The following is a 14,151-nucleotide window of genomic DNA, read 5'->3' as shown; positions in this document are numbered from 1 at the left end:
ATAAACCTGGAAACGGCTACTCAGTTGAGCGCGCGTTGCAAAAACTGCTGGGTTCGCTCTTGTTGCGGATAATTGATCACCTGCCTGGCCTCCCCGACTTCACAGATGTTGCCATCGTCAAAAAAGGCCACTCGATCAGCCGACTCTCGAGCGAAGGCAATGTCGTGAGTCACCATGACCAACGTCATGCCCGTTTCCTTGAGCTTGCGAATGGTGTCCAGCACCTCGCCCACCAATTCGGGATCGAGCGCCGAGGTGACTTCGTCGAACAGCATGTAACTGGGCTCCATGGCCAATGCCCGGGCGATGGCCAGGCGTTGCTGCTGACCACCCGACAGATTGCTGGGACGCCTACCAATCCAACCCGGCAAAGGGTTCTGAACGCCAAAGGCCCTGAGATATGAAACAGCTCCTGCCAATACGTCAAGCCCAGAGATCGACTGGCCTTGCGCAACTGCGGCCGAACCTATTGCAAACCGGACCGAACCTGCTCGGATGTCAGCACGCCCATGTAGATACTCAGTACCACCGCACCGACTGCCAGCGGCGGCATGGGATATCCGGCCATGGCAAAGAAGCTGTTCACCAGAATGAACTGAATGATCAGCGGTCTGCTTCTGACCACGTCCACCAATGGCCAGAACAGCGCCTTGGCGAACCGGGAGTTCTCCCTGGCCCAGCCGATCAGAACACCCAACAGTGTGCCGAACACCACGGTGATCAGGGTCAGCAGCAGGGTGTGGTAGATGCCCGTGAACAGGAACGGAACATCGCTCCACTGCAAACCCGAATAAGGAAGCTGGAATTGAGACTGGCAGATCTGATCATTTCCTTCGGCGATATACATCTGGAAGGACAACGCTTTGCCGCACTGAGCGACATCCATTATTTCCCGGTAGGTAGCCCTCGCCTGCTCAATGCCAAGGAGCACCTGCGCAAGCCACGAGATCTAATGCATCAGGTTCTACTGCATGAGGATGATGGCTCCGACTGGAGCCGCTACTTCTTGGCGGCTGGCATTCAGGGGCTACAGGTACGCCAGGATGGATTATTCGCATCAGGCGGTTTCGGCCATGCGACAACATCAAGATCCAAGGCTGGGTTCTGCTCGAGCCCCTGAACCTTAACCAATGCATATCGGAACAGCTGGCTAAACCAGGTACGACATTTTTCGGCAGTGGTCAGCGCCTTACGTCGCTCAATTCTGCCCAGCGCATCCAACAGATCATGACGGTTGATGTCGAAGATCGAGCACAACACGTCGTCGTTGCTTACGGTCTTCAAGGGGATTGACGCCATGGGCAACCAACGCACGTACCTCATCCGAGAGTGCCATCGTGAGCCCCTGAACAGAGTCAGGGGCCGGATGCTGATCGCGATGCTCGCACCGCTCCAGTAACAAACCGATTCAGCGCTTGCTCGGATTCAAGCCTTTTTAGAAGGACTCAATACTGGACTTAAAAGCACTGGAGGGTGCTGGATTCGAGTTGAAACCGCAGAAACGCAAAAAGGACCCGAAGGTCCTTTTTGCGACCGCTGCAGAATTCGTGGAACTCTACAGCGCTATGTTTGGAGCGGGAAACGAGACTCGAACTCGCGACCCCGACCTTGGCAAGGTCGTGCTCTACCAACTGAGCTATTCCCGCAACGTCTTGGTGTTGCGCATTCTATAGAAATCCGAATGCGCGTCAAGCCTTTGATTCAAAAAAACTTATTTTTTCTCGTTGTCCGTTTTCAGGTGCGGCCAGGCGGCCCGCAGGTACTGCAGCATGGACCACAAGGTCAGGCCCGCCGCCGCCAGCAGCAAGGCGTAGCCCACCAGCACCCAGAAGCTGAAATCCGAAGGGTTGGCCAGGAGAATCACCAACGCCAGCATCTGCGCCGCGGTTTTCCATTTGCCCATGTTAGATACCGCCACCTGCGCGCGGGCGCCGAGCTCGGCCATCCACTCGCGCAGCGCCGAGATGACGATTTCACGACCGATGATCACCGCGGCGGGCAAGGTCAGCCACAGGTTGTGATGCTCTTGCACCAGCAGCACCAGGGCCACCGCCACCATCAGCTTGTCGGCCACAGGGTCGAGGAACGCGCCAAACGGCGTGCTCTGCTGCAGGCGTCGCGCCAGGTACCCGTCCAGCCAGTCCGTGGCGGCCGCGAAGGCAAACACTGAACTGGCTGCCATGTAGCTCCAGCTATAGGGCAAATAGAACAGCAATATGAAAATCGGGATGAGCAGGACGCGTAGAACGGTGATCAGATTCGGGATATTCATCGGCACAACTGGCTACGAGGTGATTGGGCATTCTACTCGCTGTGCAGGTTTGCATAAATCAACTCTGCGAGCTTTTTACTGATTCCCGGTGCCTTGGCAATCTCGTCGATGCTGGCACGGGACAGTTCCTGCAATCCACCAAAATGTTTAAGGAGATCACGTCGACGCTTCGGCCCGACGCCCGCCACCCCTTCCAGGGTCGAGGTGCGTCGGGTCTTGCCGCGTCGGGCACGGTGACCGGTGATCGCGAAGCGGTGAGCCTCATCGCGGATTTGCTGGATCAGATGCAGAGCCGGGGAATCGCCCTTGAGGGTGAACTCGTGGGCCGCATCATTGAGGTACAAGGTTTCGAAACCGGCCTTGCGCGTGGTGCCCTTGGCGACGCCAAGGAGGATCAGGTCCGGCACCGCCAGTTCGTTGAGCACGTCACGGGCCATGGACAACTGGCCCTTGCCGCCATCCACCAGGAGGATGTCCGGCAGCTTGCCCTCGCCTTCCTTGAGCTTGCTGAAGCGTCGGGTCAGGGCCTGATGCATGGCCGCATAATCATCGCCAGCCGTGACACCTTCGATGTTGTAGCGCCGGTAATCGGATTTCAGCGGCCCTTCCGGACCGAACACCACGCAGGAGGCCACGGTGGCCTCGCCGCTGGAGTGACTGATGTCGTAGCACTCCAGGCGCTGCGGTGGCTCGTCCAGGTTCAGCACTTCGGCCAGGGCTTCGAATCGCGCCGCGACATGCTGACGGTTGGCCAGGCGGGCACTCAGGGCCTGTTCGGCATTGGTCACCGCCAGTTGCTGCCAGCGCGCCCGGGTGCCGCGGACCCGGTGACTGATGGTCAGCTCGCGACCGCGCAATTCATCAATGGCGGCGATCAGACTCGGGAAGTCTTCATGCACCACGTTGACGATCAGCTCGGAGGGCAGGTCGCGCTCCGGGCTGCTGACAAAATACTGGCCGAGGAAGGCCGACATGACTTGCGCCACGTCTTCCTCGATACCCACCTGGGGGAAGAAGTTCTTGCTGCCCAGCACCCGCCCGCCCCGCACGCTGATCAGGTGCACACAGGCGCCGCCCGGGTTGACGAACGCGGCCACCACATCCACATCGCCGGTGCCGCCTTCCATGCTCTGCTGGTCCTGGACCCGGCGCAGCAGGGAGATCTGGTCCCGCAGTTCGGCGGCCTTTTCAAAATCCAGGGTGCCGGCGGCCGCTTCCATGGCGCTGGAGAGTTCATCGGTCAGGGCATTGCTGCGCCCTTCCAGGAACATCACCGAGTGGCGCACATCCTCGGCATACACTTCAGGCTCCACGAGGCCGACACAAGGCCCCTTGCAACGCTTGATCTGGTACTGCAGGCAAGGCCGCGTGCGGTTCTTGTAGTAGCTGTCCTCGCACTGGCGAACCATGAAGGTCTTCTGCAACAGGCTGAGGCTTTCGCGGATGGCGCCGGCGCTGGGGTAAGGCCCGAAGTACTTGCCCTTCTGCTTCTTCGCCCCGCGATGGATGCTGAATCGCGGAAAATCACCGTCCGAAAGGAACACATAGGGATAGGACTTATCGTCGCGCAGCAGAATGTTGTAGGGCGGCCGCCATTCCTTGATCAGCGTCTGCTCCAGCAACAGCGCTTCTGTCTCGTTGGCGGTGATGGTGGTTTCGATCTGGGCGATACGCGCCACCAGGGCGGCGGTCTTCGGTGCCTGGCCGGTCTTGCGGAAGTAGCTGGACAGGCGGTTTTTCAGGTTCTTGGCTTTACCGACGTACAGCAAGCGTGCATCGCTGTCGAACATGCGATACACGCCAGGACGGCCACTGCAGGTAGAAAGAAAAGCGCTGGGATCAAACAGGTCGGTCATTTCAGAGGCTGGCATCGACCATGCCATGACGAACCGCCAGCAACGTCAGCTCGACATCGCTGCTGATCGAGAGCTTCTCGAAAATACGATAGCGATAGGTGTTCACGGTTTTCGGCGACAGACACAGCTTGTCGGAGATGATCTGCACTTTCTGGCAGCCGACAATCATCAACGCAATCTGAATCTCACGCTCGGACAGAGCGTCGAACGGCGAGTCGCTGGAAGGTTGAAACGATTTGAAGACCAGTTGCTGGGCAATCTGCGGGCTGATGTAACGCTGACCGGCAAATACCAGGCGAATCGCCTGGACCATTTCGTTGAGGCCCGCGCCCTTGGTGAGGTAGCCCGCTGCGCCGGCTTGCAGCAAGCGAGTCGGAAACGGGTCTTCCTCGCAGACAGTCACCGCCACGACCTTGATGTCCGGATGGCTGCGCAGCAGTTTGCGCGTGGCTTCAAGACCTCCGATCCCGGGCATCTTGACGTCCATCAGGACGACATCGGGCTTCAGCTCCCGCGCCTTGAGCAGGGATTCTTCCCCTGACTCCGCCTGCCCGACTACTTGCAGGCCATCGATGTCAGCCAACATTCGTGTAATGCCCGTACGAACGAGATCATGGTCATCGACTACTAGCACCCTAATCAAGCAGACACCTCGCGATTTGGTCTTTAAAGGTTGCCGGACACCTTAGCAAAAAAGCGCCGTACAAACCTAATCACAAGCGCTATATAAAATTCATCAGCGAGCGATAAAGCGCCGCCGCCTGCCACACAGCACACGGCGTTGCGGCTCAAGGCCCCGGCCGCCCGGGGTCATCTACCCAGGTCCGGGGCCTGCGACAGTTGGACGCTCCATACGCCAGAAACATTCCTCCTCCCCCACCACCGTCAATCCCATCCGTTCATAAAGACGCTGCGCCGGGTTGCCCTTGAACACGGTCAGGCGCAACAGACCAAGGTGCTCCTGGCGCGCCCGTTCCAGCAGCCGCGCCAGGGTCCAGGCGCCAGCCCCGCGCCCGCGCCAGGCCTGCAGCACGTGCAATTCACGAATATAAAGGGCCCGCAGGTCCCGACTCAGGCTGACATAGCCCAGCACCTCGCCTGCCTGGCAGATCAGCAGGTTCTCGCGACCGGCCCAGGCCACATCGAACGCCTCATCGAGCCACAGCAGGTCATTGCGAATGTAATAGCCGAGCATGGTCGAGCGGGTCAGGTCCCGGGCGAAGGTCAGGTCGGCCGCTGACGCCGGACGCAATTGCAGTGCATTCATCAGCCGGCCACCGGCAAAACCTGGGCCTGCCATTGCCCGGCAACGCAGCGGGCAATCAGCAGCGCTTCGCCAACCCCCTCCACGGCGCCCAGCAACTGGCCGTCACGGCCCCAGATCGCGCTACGCCCGGCACAGGCCCAGCCTCCGCTGGGACCGCCATGATTGGCCATCAGCAGCACAATGCCGTAGTCCCGGGCATAGCCTTGCAACAAGGCGCTGTCGGCGGCATAACCGCCCTCGCTGATCAGCACCCCGGCGGCATAGATGCCGGCACCGGCAGCCACCGCGGCCTGCACATGACTGGCCTGACAAAAATCCGCACACACCGCCAGAGCCAGCTTTTCCTCCCCCAGTTGCAGCGGCGCCCCGCCGCTGCCCGGGGCAAAAAAGCGCTCCTCCCCGGCATGCAGATGCTGCTTGCTGTACAGCGCCAACGAGCCATCGGCGGCCAATACCAGCGCCCCGATCATCACCGGCCCGTCCTCGACCAGGCGAATCGGCAAGCCCACCACCGCCGTCAGCTGCAGCTCCCGGGCCAGATCCCGCAACGGCTGCAGTTGCGGGGCATCCGGGGCCAGCGCCAGTTGCGCGGCCAACTGTGGCTCATAACCGGTCAGGGACAGCTCGGGAAACACCAGAACCTGCACTCCCTGCTGCGCCGCCAGCCGCATCAGATGCTGATGCCGGGCCAGATTCCCCAGCCAGTCACCAGCAATGGACACCGATTGGGCGGCAGCGAGGGTCAGCACGGTCATGGAGATTCCTGGGCGGGGCAACGAGGGGGAGCGGCGAGTGTGGCATAAATCCTGGCTGGGCTTAATCCATCGCCCGAGACAACAGCGTCCATAGAAATTACTGATTGAATCGCGGCCCTGGCCTCTAGTAAGCTCGCCCCACTTCACGGAGAAACCCCATGCTGTCCCAGACCCTTTTCCTGCATCGCCACACCGCCAGCGCACTGCGTTCGGTTGCGGCGGCCTGGGTCAACGGCACCCTGGCTCCGGTCAACTTTTATTTTGGGTATTGGTTTAGCCACTGGCGCGCCTGATACCCAACCGGCGCCCACTTTAACGGGTCGCCTACCAGAGAAATCTCAACCCCCGGTCGGCCTCCCGACCGGGGGTTTTGTTTTTTCAGGCTCGACGTTTTTTAACCACGACTTTTACGCAACACACCGAACTTACCGAGGATTGCCCCATGAACTACGCCACCTATTACCGCTACGACATGTTTTCCGCCTGGCGATTTAGCAGCCTCCGCTCGGGACAGCCTGCCGCCTCCGATCGGTCACCTACCGGTGGCAATTGCACACTGATGGCCAGTACGGCCAATTGTCGAACACCCCAGTAGGGCCGCGCGCGGGGCATATCCCGCCGCCCGCCCAGGAAGACCGCACATGAACTCGTCCGTATCCGCTCTGCCCCTGTCCGCCCAAGTCAGCGCCAATGAACCCCTGACCCGGCGCCTGCCCAGCTCCCTGGAGCTCAAGCAGCAACTGCCGTTGTCCCAGGCCTTGAGCCAGCAAGTTGCCAACCACCGCCTGGTGGTGCGCGCCATTCTCGAAGGTCGCGACCCACGCCTGCTGGTGGTCGTCGGTCCCTGCTCCATCCACGACCCGCAATCGGCCCTGGAATACGCCGCTAACCTGGCCCGCCTGGCCGAAGAGGTCAGCGAGCAGATGCTCCTGGTGATGCGCGCCTACGTGGAAAAGCCCCGCACCACCGTCGGCTGGAAAGGCCTGGCCTACGACCCGGACCTGGACGGCAGCGACGACATGGCCGGCGGCCTGACCCTGTCCCGGGAACTGATGCGCGAAATGCTGCGCCTGGGCCTGCCGATCGCCACCGAACTGCTGCAACCCATGGCCGCCGGCTACTTCGACGACCTGCTGAGCTGGGTCGCGATTGGCGCCCGCACCACCGAATCGCAGATCCACCGCGAAATGGCCAGCGGCCTGGAAATGCCCGTGGGCTTCAAGAACGGCACCGACGGCGGCGTCGCCATCGCCTGTGACGCCATGCGTTCGGCGGCGCACCCGCACCGTCACTTCGGCGTCGACAGCCAGGGCCACCCGGCGATCATCCAGACCTCGGGCAATCCCGACACCCACCTGGTGCTGCGCGGCGGCCACAGCGGCCCGAACTACGATCGCCAGAGCGTGGCCCAGGTCCAGCGCGACCTGCACAAGCTGAAGATCCCGGCGCGGATCATGGTCGATTGCAGCCACGCCAACAGCGGCAAGGACCCATTACGCCAGCCGGCAGTGTTCAACGACGTACTGGAGCAACGCCTGCAAGGCGATCGCTCGCTGATGGGGGTGATGCTGGAAAGCCACCTGTTCGAAGGCTGCCAACCCCTGAGCGGCCAGCTGCGCTACGGCGTGTCCGTGACCGACGGCTGCCTGGGCTGGGCCGCCACCGAGCAATTGCTGCGCACTGCCGCGCAACAACTGCAGCAGGCAGGCAAGGTCGCTGCCGTCCCCGCCTGAGCACCGCCCCACACCCGCCGCCCGCGCAAGCGCCGGGCGGCAACGCTTTGCAGGAACTTTGACAAGAAATAGCCACCTGAATCCGGTAGGCTCTCAACTTTCTTGAAAGGAGCAACATCCATGGCCAAAGCCACTGCCCGTCACATCCTGGTTGCCAGCGAAGCCAAGTGCAACGAACTCAAAGCCGAGATCGAAGCCGGCGCCGACTTCGCCGAAGTCGCGAAAAAGAACTCCACCTGCCCATCCAGCCGCGACGGCGGCAACCTGGGCTCCTTCGGCCCGGGCCAGATGGTCAAGGAATTCGACACCGTGGTGTTCAGCGCTCCGGTCAACGTCGTGCAAGGCCCGGTGAAGACCCAGTTCGGCTACCACCTGCTGGAAGTCACCAGCCGCCAGGACTGATCCCCTCGCGCTTGCGTCTGCTCAACGGCCCGCCTCCTGGTGGGCCGTTGCGCTTGTAAAAGCGGCTGGCCAGTCACAGGCCGCTAGCGTACAAATCGTGGTCATCGATCACCCGGCTCGTAAGGCTGACAATGCGACTGCTTTTCCCCACCGTACTTTTTACCGCCCTGTTGCTCGGCGCCGCGGGCGCCCAGGCAGCAGCGCAACACGCCATGACCGTCTACGGCGAACCGGCCAAGTACCCCCAGGGCTTCAGCCACTTCGACTACGTCAATCCCCAGGCCCCCAAGGGCGGAACCCTGCGCCGCTCGGCCATCGAGATCGGCCGTTTCGACCATGTGCTGCCTTATATAGACAAGGGCATCGGCGTGTCCCAGCTCGACGGCCTGGTCTATTCACCCCTGGCCCTGCGCTCCCTGGACGAGCCCTACACCGTCTACGGCCTGGTGGCCGAAAAGATGGAGCGCGCGGAAGACGGCCTGTGGCTGCGCTTCTACCTCAACCCCAAGGCACGCTTCGCCGATAACACGCCGATCACCGCCGAAGACGTGCGCTACAGCTACGACCTGCTGATGACCCAGGGCAGCATGCGCTACCGCACCCAGTTCGAGGACGTCAAAGGCGTCACCGTGGAATCGCCGCGGGTGGTGCGTTTCGACTTCAAGAGCAACGAAAACCGCACCCTGCCCCTGGATATCGCGACCCTGCCGGTGTTCCCCGAACACTGGTGGAAGAGTCGCGACTTCGCCAATGGCGGCGGCTATGAAGCGCCCCTGGGCAGCGGCCCCTACCGGGTGGCCAAGGTCGACTCGGGCAACAGCATCACCTTCGCCCGCAACCCCGACTGGTGGGGCAAGGACCTGCCGGTGAGCCGCGGCCTGTACAACTTCGATCATTTCAGCGTCGAGTACTTCGGCGACATCGACGTCGCCCGCCAGGTGCTGCGCGGCGGCGCCTACGACTACAACCGGGAATTCTCCGCCACCGGCTATTCCATCGGCTACGACAGCCCGGCCCTGAGCGACGGCCGCCTGCAAAAGGCCCACCTGGCCCAGTCGGCGCCGCAACCGGCCCAGGGCTACGTGTTCAACCTCGACCGGCCGATATTCCAGGACCGCCGGGTGCGCCAGGCCCTGGCCATGCTCTGGGATTTCGAGTGGAGCAACCGGCAGATGATGCGCAACCTGTACATCCGCCAGCAGAGCTTCTTCTCCAACACCCCGCTGGCGGCCCGCAGCCTGCCGGACGCCGAGGAGCTGAAGATCCTCGAACCGCTGCGCGGGCAGATCCCCGACGAAGTCTTCACCCAGGTCTTCGAAGCACCGAAAACCGACGGCAGCGGCGTGATCCGCGACAAGCAACTGCAAGCCCTGGCCCTGCTGGAACAGGCCGGCTGGAAAGCCGAGGGCGACAAGCTGGTGAATGCCGAAGGCGAGCCCTTGAGCTTTACCTTCCTCATCACCCAAGGCTCCATCGAACGCCTGCTGCTGCCCTACAAGCGCAACCTGGCGCAGATCGGCATCAGCCTGAACATCCGCCGCATCGACCCCTCGCAATACGTCAACCGCCTGATGGCCCGGGACTACGACATGATCGTCACCGGCTACCCGGTGACCACCTCGCCGGGCATGGAGCTGTACAACTACTTCGGCTCGGCGGCGGCCAACGATCCGGGCTCCAACAACTACATGGTGCTGAAGAACCCGGCGGTGGACAGCCTGCTCCGCGGCCTGGTGAAGGCCACCAGCCAGCCGGAGATGCTGCGCTACGCCCACGCCCTGGACCGGGTACTGCAGTGGAACTACTACTGGATCGCCAACTACTACCCGCCCGGCACCTCCACGGTGTGGTGGAACCGCTTCGGCATGCCCAAGGTGCCGGCAAGCAACGACGAAGCCATCGAAAGCTGGTGGGAAGTCAGCAGCACCGCGCTGACCAATGAACAAATGGCCGCCGAGCGGATCCGCCGCGGCCAACCCGGAGGGCGCCACTGATGCCGGCCTACATTCTGCGGCGCCTGCTGCTGATCATCCCGACTTTGCTGATCATCCTCCTGGTGAACTTCGTCATCGTCCAGGCCGCCCCCGGCGGCCCGGTGGAACAGGCCATCGCCCGCCTGCAAGGGATCGGCGGCGGTGCGGTCGGCGGCTCCGCCGATGCCATGAGCAGCAGCGGCTCGCGGGCCAGCCGCGGCCTGGACCCCAAACTGATCCAGGACATCGAGAAACAGTACGGCTTCGACAAGCCGGCCCATGAACGCCTGTGGCTGATGCTCACAAGCTACGCCCGGCTGGACTTCGGCAAGAGCTTCTTCCGTGGCGCCACGGTCACCGACCTGATCCTGGAAAAAATGCCGGTAACCATCTCCCTCGGCCTGTGGGCGACCCTGATCACCTACCTGGTGTCGATCCCCCTGGGGATTCGCAAGGCGGTGCACCACGGCAGCCATTTCGACATCTGGAGCAGCACCGCGATCATCATCGGCTACGCCATGCCGGCCTTTCTGTTCGCCATGTTCCTGATCGTGCTGTTCGCCGGCGGCACCTCGCTGAACTGGTTCCCTGTGCGCGGTCTGGTGTCGGACAACTTCGAACAGTTGAGCACCCTAGGCAAGATCGCCGACTACTTCTGGCACCTGGTGCTGCCGGTCAGCTCGCTGGTGATCGGCGGCTTCGCCACCCTGACCATCCTCACCAAGAACTCCTTCCTCAACGAGATCACCCGCCAGTACGTGGTCACCGCCCGGGCCAAGGGCCTGAGCGAACGCCGCGTGCTCTATGGCCACGTGTTCCGCAACGCCATGCTGCTGGTGGTGTCGGGGATTCCCCAGGCCTTTATCAGCGTGTTCTTCGCCGGTTCCTTGCTGATCGAGGTGATCTTCTCCCTCGACGGCCTGGGGCGCATGAGCTACGAGGCCGCGGTATCCCGGGACTACCCGGTGGTGTTCGGCTCGCTGTTCATCTTCACCCTGTTCGGCCTGTTGATAAAACTCATCGGCGACCTGTGCTACACCCTGGTCGACCCGCGCATCGACTTCGCCGCGAGGAACGCCTGATGCTCAAGCTTTCTCCCGTGGCCCGCCGACGCCTGGACCGCTTCAAGCAAAACCGCCGTGGCTGGTGGTCGTTGTGGCTGTTCATCGGCCTGTTCATCCTGACCCTGGGCGGCGAGCTGATCGCCAACGACAAACCGCTGGTGGTCAGCTACCAGGGCTCTTTGTACTTCCCGGTGTTCAAGCGCTACACCGAGCAGGAATTCGGCGGCCAGCTGCCGTTCCAGGCCGACTACCGCAGCGACTACGTGCAGCAACTGATCCGCAAGGACGGCGGCTGGCTGCTGTTCCCGCCGATCCCCTTCAGCGAAGACACGCCCAACTACGACCTGACCCAGCCGGCCCCCAGCCCGCCAAGCCAGGTCAACTGGCTGGGCACCGACGACCAGGCCCGGGACGTGGCCGCACGGGTGATCTACGGCGCCCGGGTGTCGATCCTGTTCGCCCTGGCCCTGACCGCCATCAGCGCCCTGATCGGCATCACCGCCGGCGCCCTGCAGGGCTACTACGGCGGCTGGGTCGACCTTTTGGGCCAGCGCCTGCTGGAAGTCTGGTCCGGGCTGCCGGTGCTCTACCTGCTGATCATTCTTTCGGGCTTTGTCGAGCCGAACTTCTGGTGGCTGCTGGGGATCATGGCGCTGTTCTCCTGGCTGGCCCTGGTGGACGTGGTGCGCGCCGAGTTCCTCCGTGGACGCAACCTGGAATACGTCAAGGCCGCCCGGGCCCTGGGCCTGAGCGACCGCAAGGTGATCCTGCGGCACATCCTGCCCAACGCGATGAACGCCACCCTGAGCTACCTACCGTTCATCCTCACCGGCGCCATCTCGACCCTCACCGCCCTGGACTTCCTCGGCTTCGGCATGCCCGCCGGCAGCGCTTCCCTGGGCGAGTTGATCGGCCAGGGCAAGCAGAATCTGCAGGCGCCGTGGCTGGGGCTGACGGCGTTTTTCACCCTGGCGCTGATCCTGTCGCTGCTGGTGTTTATCGGCGAGGCGCTGCGCGATGCCTTTGATCCACGATCTTGAAGCGGACTGTAGAAATGACTGACAACCTCATCGAAATCCGCCAGCTAAACGTCGCCTTCGGCGCCCAGACCGTGGTCCGCGACCTGAGCCTGGACATCCGCCCCGGCGAATGCCTGGCCCTGGTGGGCGAGTCCGGCTCGGGCAAATCGGTGACCGCCCACTCGATCCTGCAACTGCTGCCACAGACCGGCTGCAGCAGCTCCGGCAGCGTGCGCTACCGCGGCCAGGAACTGATGGGCTGCGATCCGGCGACCCTGCAAAAACTGCGCGGCAACCGCATCGCCATGATCTTCCAGGAGCCCATGACCTCCCTCAACCCGCTGCACAGCGTGGAGAAGCAGATTGGCGAAACCCTGCTCCTGCACCGGGGACTGGGGGGCAAGGAAGCCCAGGCGCGGATCCTCGAACTGCTGGAACTGGTGGGCATCCAGAAACCCCGGGAGCGACTCAAGGCCTACCCGCACCAACTCTCCGGCGGCCAGCGCCAGCGGGTGATGATCGCCATGGCCCTGGCCTGCGAGCCGGAGCTGCTGATTGCCGACGAACCCACCACCGCCCTGGACGTGACCGTGCAGCGCAAGATCCTGCTGCTGCTCAAATCCTTGCAACAGCGCCTGGGCATGTCCCTGCTGCTGATCAGCCACGACCTCAACCTGGTGCGGCGCATTGCCCAGCGGGTGTGCGTGATGAAGGCCGGGGAAATCGTCGAACAGGCCGACTGCGACACCCTGTTCAACGCCCCACAACATCCCTACAGCTGCGAACTGCTGCACGCCGAGCCCGAAGGCCGGCCACTGTGCCGCGACAGCCGCGAAACCGTGCTGGAGGTGAACCATCTCAGCGTCGATTTCCAGATAGCCGGCGGTCTGTTCCGGCGCAAGCAATACCTGCGCGCGGTGGACGACATCAGCCTCAGCGTGGAGCAAGGCAAGACCCTGGGCATCGTCGGCGAGTCCGGCTCGGGCAAGTCCACCCTGGGCCAGGCGATCCTGCGCCTGCTGGACTCCCAAGGCAGCATCCGCTTCCAGGGCCAGGCCCTGGACGGCCTCAACCAGAAGCAACTGCGGCCCTGGCGCAAGCAGATGCAGGTGGTGTTCCAGGACCCTTTCGGCAGCCTCAGCCCGCGCATGTCGGTGGCGCAGATCATCAGCGAAGGCCTGGAAGTGCACAGCCAGTACGACGCCCGCCAATGCGACGAACAAGTGATCCGTGCCCTGGAAGAAGTCGGCCTCGACCCCGACAGCCGCCACCGCTACCCCCACGAATTCTCCGGCGGCCAACGCCAGCGCATCGCCATTGCCCGGGCCCTGGTGCTGAAACCGGCGCTGATCCTGCTGGACGAACCGACTTCGGCCCTGGACCGCACCGTGCAAAAACAAGTGGTGGCCCTGCTGCGCCAACTGCAGGAAAAGTACGGCCTGACCTACCTGTTCATCAGCCATGACCTGGCGGTGATACGGGCCCTGGCCCACGACATGATCGTGATCAAGGACGGCCAGGTGGTGGAGCGCGGCGCCAGCCACGAAGTGTTCGCCAACCCGCAACACCCCTACACCCAGGAACTGCTGGCCGCCGCCCACCCCGGTTGACCTGTCGCCGCCGCCCTTTTTCGCAGCCTCGCCAAGGCTCGACAGCAGCCAGTTCCGCAACCTTCTGTAGCCGCTGCCGCAGGCTGCGAACGGCTGCGCAGCAGGCGCCGACCTTGAGACCGCCGAAGGTCCTGCGGCCCTTTGCGCAGCCTCGCAGGCTCGGCGGCGGCTACAACGCAACAACCGGGGCAGACTGCGGC

13 protein-coding genes, 1 tRNA gene and 2 pseudogenes are annotated in these 14,151 nt (G+C 62.9%); 7 read left to right on the top strand and 9 right to left on the bottom strand.

Annotation, left to right across the window (positions count from 1 at the left end; genetic code table 11):
- Positions 1 to 20: 20 nt before the first annotated feature.
- The 9 genes and pseudogenes from GGI48_RS27665 to GGI48_RS27625 form a co-directional block, all read right to left on the bottom strand.
- A pseudogene (locus GGI48_RS27665) lies at positions 21 to 347 on the bottom strand (ATP-binding cassette domain-containing protein); the annotation flags it as partial.
- 119 nt (positions 348 to 466) lie between these two features.
- Positions 467 to 886, bottom strand: a complete 420-nt coding sequence (locus tag GGI48_RS27660; protein WP_179601052.1) for an ABC transporter permease subunit — start codon at positions 884 to 886, stop codon at positions 467 to 469.
- 149 nt (positions 887 to 1,035) lie between these two features.
- Positions 1,036 to 1,251 (bottom strand): annotated as a pseudogene (locus GGI48_RS27655) (phage integrase central domain-containing protein); the annotation flags it as partial.
- Positions 1,252 to 1,570: 319 nt separating this feature from the next.
- Positions 1,571 to 1,646: transfer RNA gene (locus tag GGI48_RS27650), tRNA-Gly, on the bottom strand.
- 65 nt (positions 1,647 to 1,711) lie between these two features.
- A complete protein-coding gene (pgsA, locus tag GGI48_RS27645; protein ID WP_011061839.1) occupies positions 1,712 to 2,272 on the bottom strand; it encodes a CDP-diacylglycerol--glycerol-3-phosphate 3-phosphatidyltransferase in 561 nt (186 codons plus the stop codon).
- Between the two features lie 32 nt (positions 2,273 to 2,304).
- On the bottom strand, positions 2,305 to 4,128 hold the full coding sequence (gene uvrC / locus GGI48_RS27640) for an excinuclease ABC subunit UvrC (protein WP_103742164.1): 1,824 nt from the start codon (positions 4,126 to 4,128) through the stop codon (positions 2,305 to 2,307).
- Position 4,129: 1 nt separating this feature from the next.
- The gene (gene uvrY / locus GGI48_RS27635) at positions 4,130 to 4,771 is read right to left on the bottom strand and encodes a UvrY/SirA/GacA family response regulator transcription factor (RefSeq protein WP_011061841.1); all 642 of its coding nucleotides are present in this window, start codon (positions 4,769 to 4,771) and stop codon (positions 4,130 to 4,132) included.
- 171 nt (positions 4,772 to 4,942) lie between these two features.
- Positions 4,943 to 5,395: a GNAT family N-acetyltransferase gene (locus GGI48_RS27630; RefSeq protein WP_103742165.1), complete on the bottom strand. Its 453-nt coding sequence runs from the start codon at positions 5,393 to 5,395 to the stop codon at positions 4,943 to 4,945.
- Positions 5,395 to 6,150 (bottom strand): carbon-nitrogen hydrolase family protein, encoded by a 756-nt coding sequence (locus GGI48_RS27625; protein WP_179601050.1) that lies wholly within the window; start codon positions 6,148 to 6,150, stop codon positions 5,395 to 5,397. Before GGI48_RS27625 ends, GGI48_RS27630 begins: the two co-directional genes overlap by 1 nt.
- A gap of 158 nt (positions 6,151 to 6,308) precedes the next feature.
- Between GGI48_RS27625 and GGI48_RS31250 the strand changes: the two genes are divergently transcribed.
- From GGI48_RS31250 to GGI48_RS27595, 7 genes are all read left to right on the top strand, one after another.
- Positions 6,309 to 6,443: a hypothetical protein gene (locus GGI48_RS31250; RefSeq protein ID WP_260620545.1), complete on the top strand. Its 135-nt coding sequence runs from the start codon at positions 6,309 to 6,311 to the stop codon at positions 6,441 to 6,443.
- A gap of 348 nt (positions 6,444 to 6,791) precedes the next feature.
- On the top strand, positions 6,792 to 7,883 hold the full coding sequence (locus GGI48_RS27620) for a 3-deoxy-7-phosphoheptulonate synthase (protein WP_260620544.1): 1,092 nt from the start codon (positions 6,792 to 6,794) through the stop codon (positions 7,881 to 7,883).
- A gap of 120 nt (positions 7,884 to 8,003) precedes the next feature.
- Positions 8,004 to 8,285: a peptidylprolyl isomerase gene (locus tag GGI48_RS27615; RefSeq protein ID WP_007924449.1), complete on the top strand. Its 282-nt coding sequence runs from the start codon at positions 8,004 to 8,006 to the stop codon at positions 8,283 to 8,285.
- Positions 8,286 to 8,416: 131 nt separating this feature from the next.
- Positions 8,417 to 10,279: an extracellular solute-binding protein gene (locus GGI48_RS27610; protein WP_179601048.1), complete on the top strand. Its 1,863-nt coding sequence runs from the start codon at positions 8,417 to 8,419 to the stop codon at positions 10,277 to 10,279.
- Positions 10,279 to 11,340 (top strand): microcin C ABC transporter permease YejB, encoded by a 1,062-nt coding sequence (locus GGI48_RS27605; RefSeq protein ID WP_047304966.1) that lies wholly within the window; start codon positions 10,279 to 10,281, stop codon positions 11,338 to 11,340. Before GGI48_RS27610 ends, GGI48_RS27605 begins: the two co-directional genes overlap by 1 nt.
- Entirely contained in the window at positions 11,340 to 12,362 is a 1,023-nt protein-coding gene (locus GGI48_RS27600) for an ABC transporter permease (RefSeq protein ID WP_179601046.1), read from the top strand. Before GGI48_RS27605 ends, GGI48_RS27600 begins: the two co-directional genes overlap by 1 nt.
- 14 nt (positions 12,363 to 12,376) lie before the next feature.
- Positions 12,377 to 13,951, top strand: a complete 1,575-nt coding sequence (locus GGI48_RS27595) for an ABC transporter ATP-binding protein (RefSeq protein WP_179601044.1) — start codon at positions 12,377 to 12,379, stop codon at positions 13,949 to 13,951.
- Positions 13,952 to 14,151: the final 200 nt, after the last annotated feature.

The sequence above is a fragment of the Pseudomonas protegens genome (assembly GCF_013407925.2).
GTDB lineage: Bacteria > Pseudomonadota > Gammaproteobacteria > Pseudomonadales > Pseudomonadaceae > Aquipseudomonas > Aquipseudomonas fluorescens_AP.
Note: the sequence above shows the minus strand (reverse complement) of the source record. Positions and strands in the feature narration are given on the sequence as shown.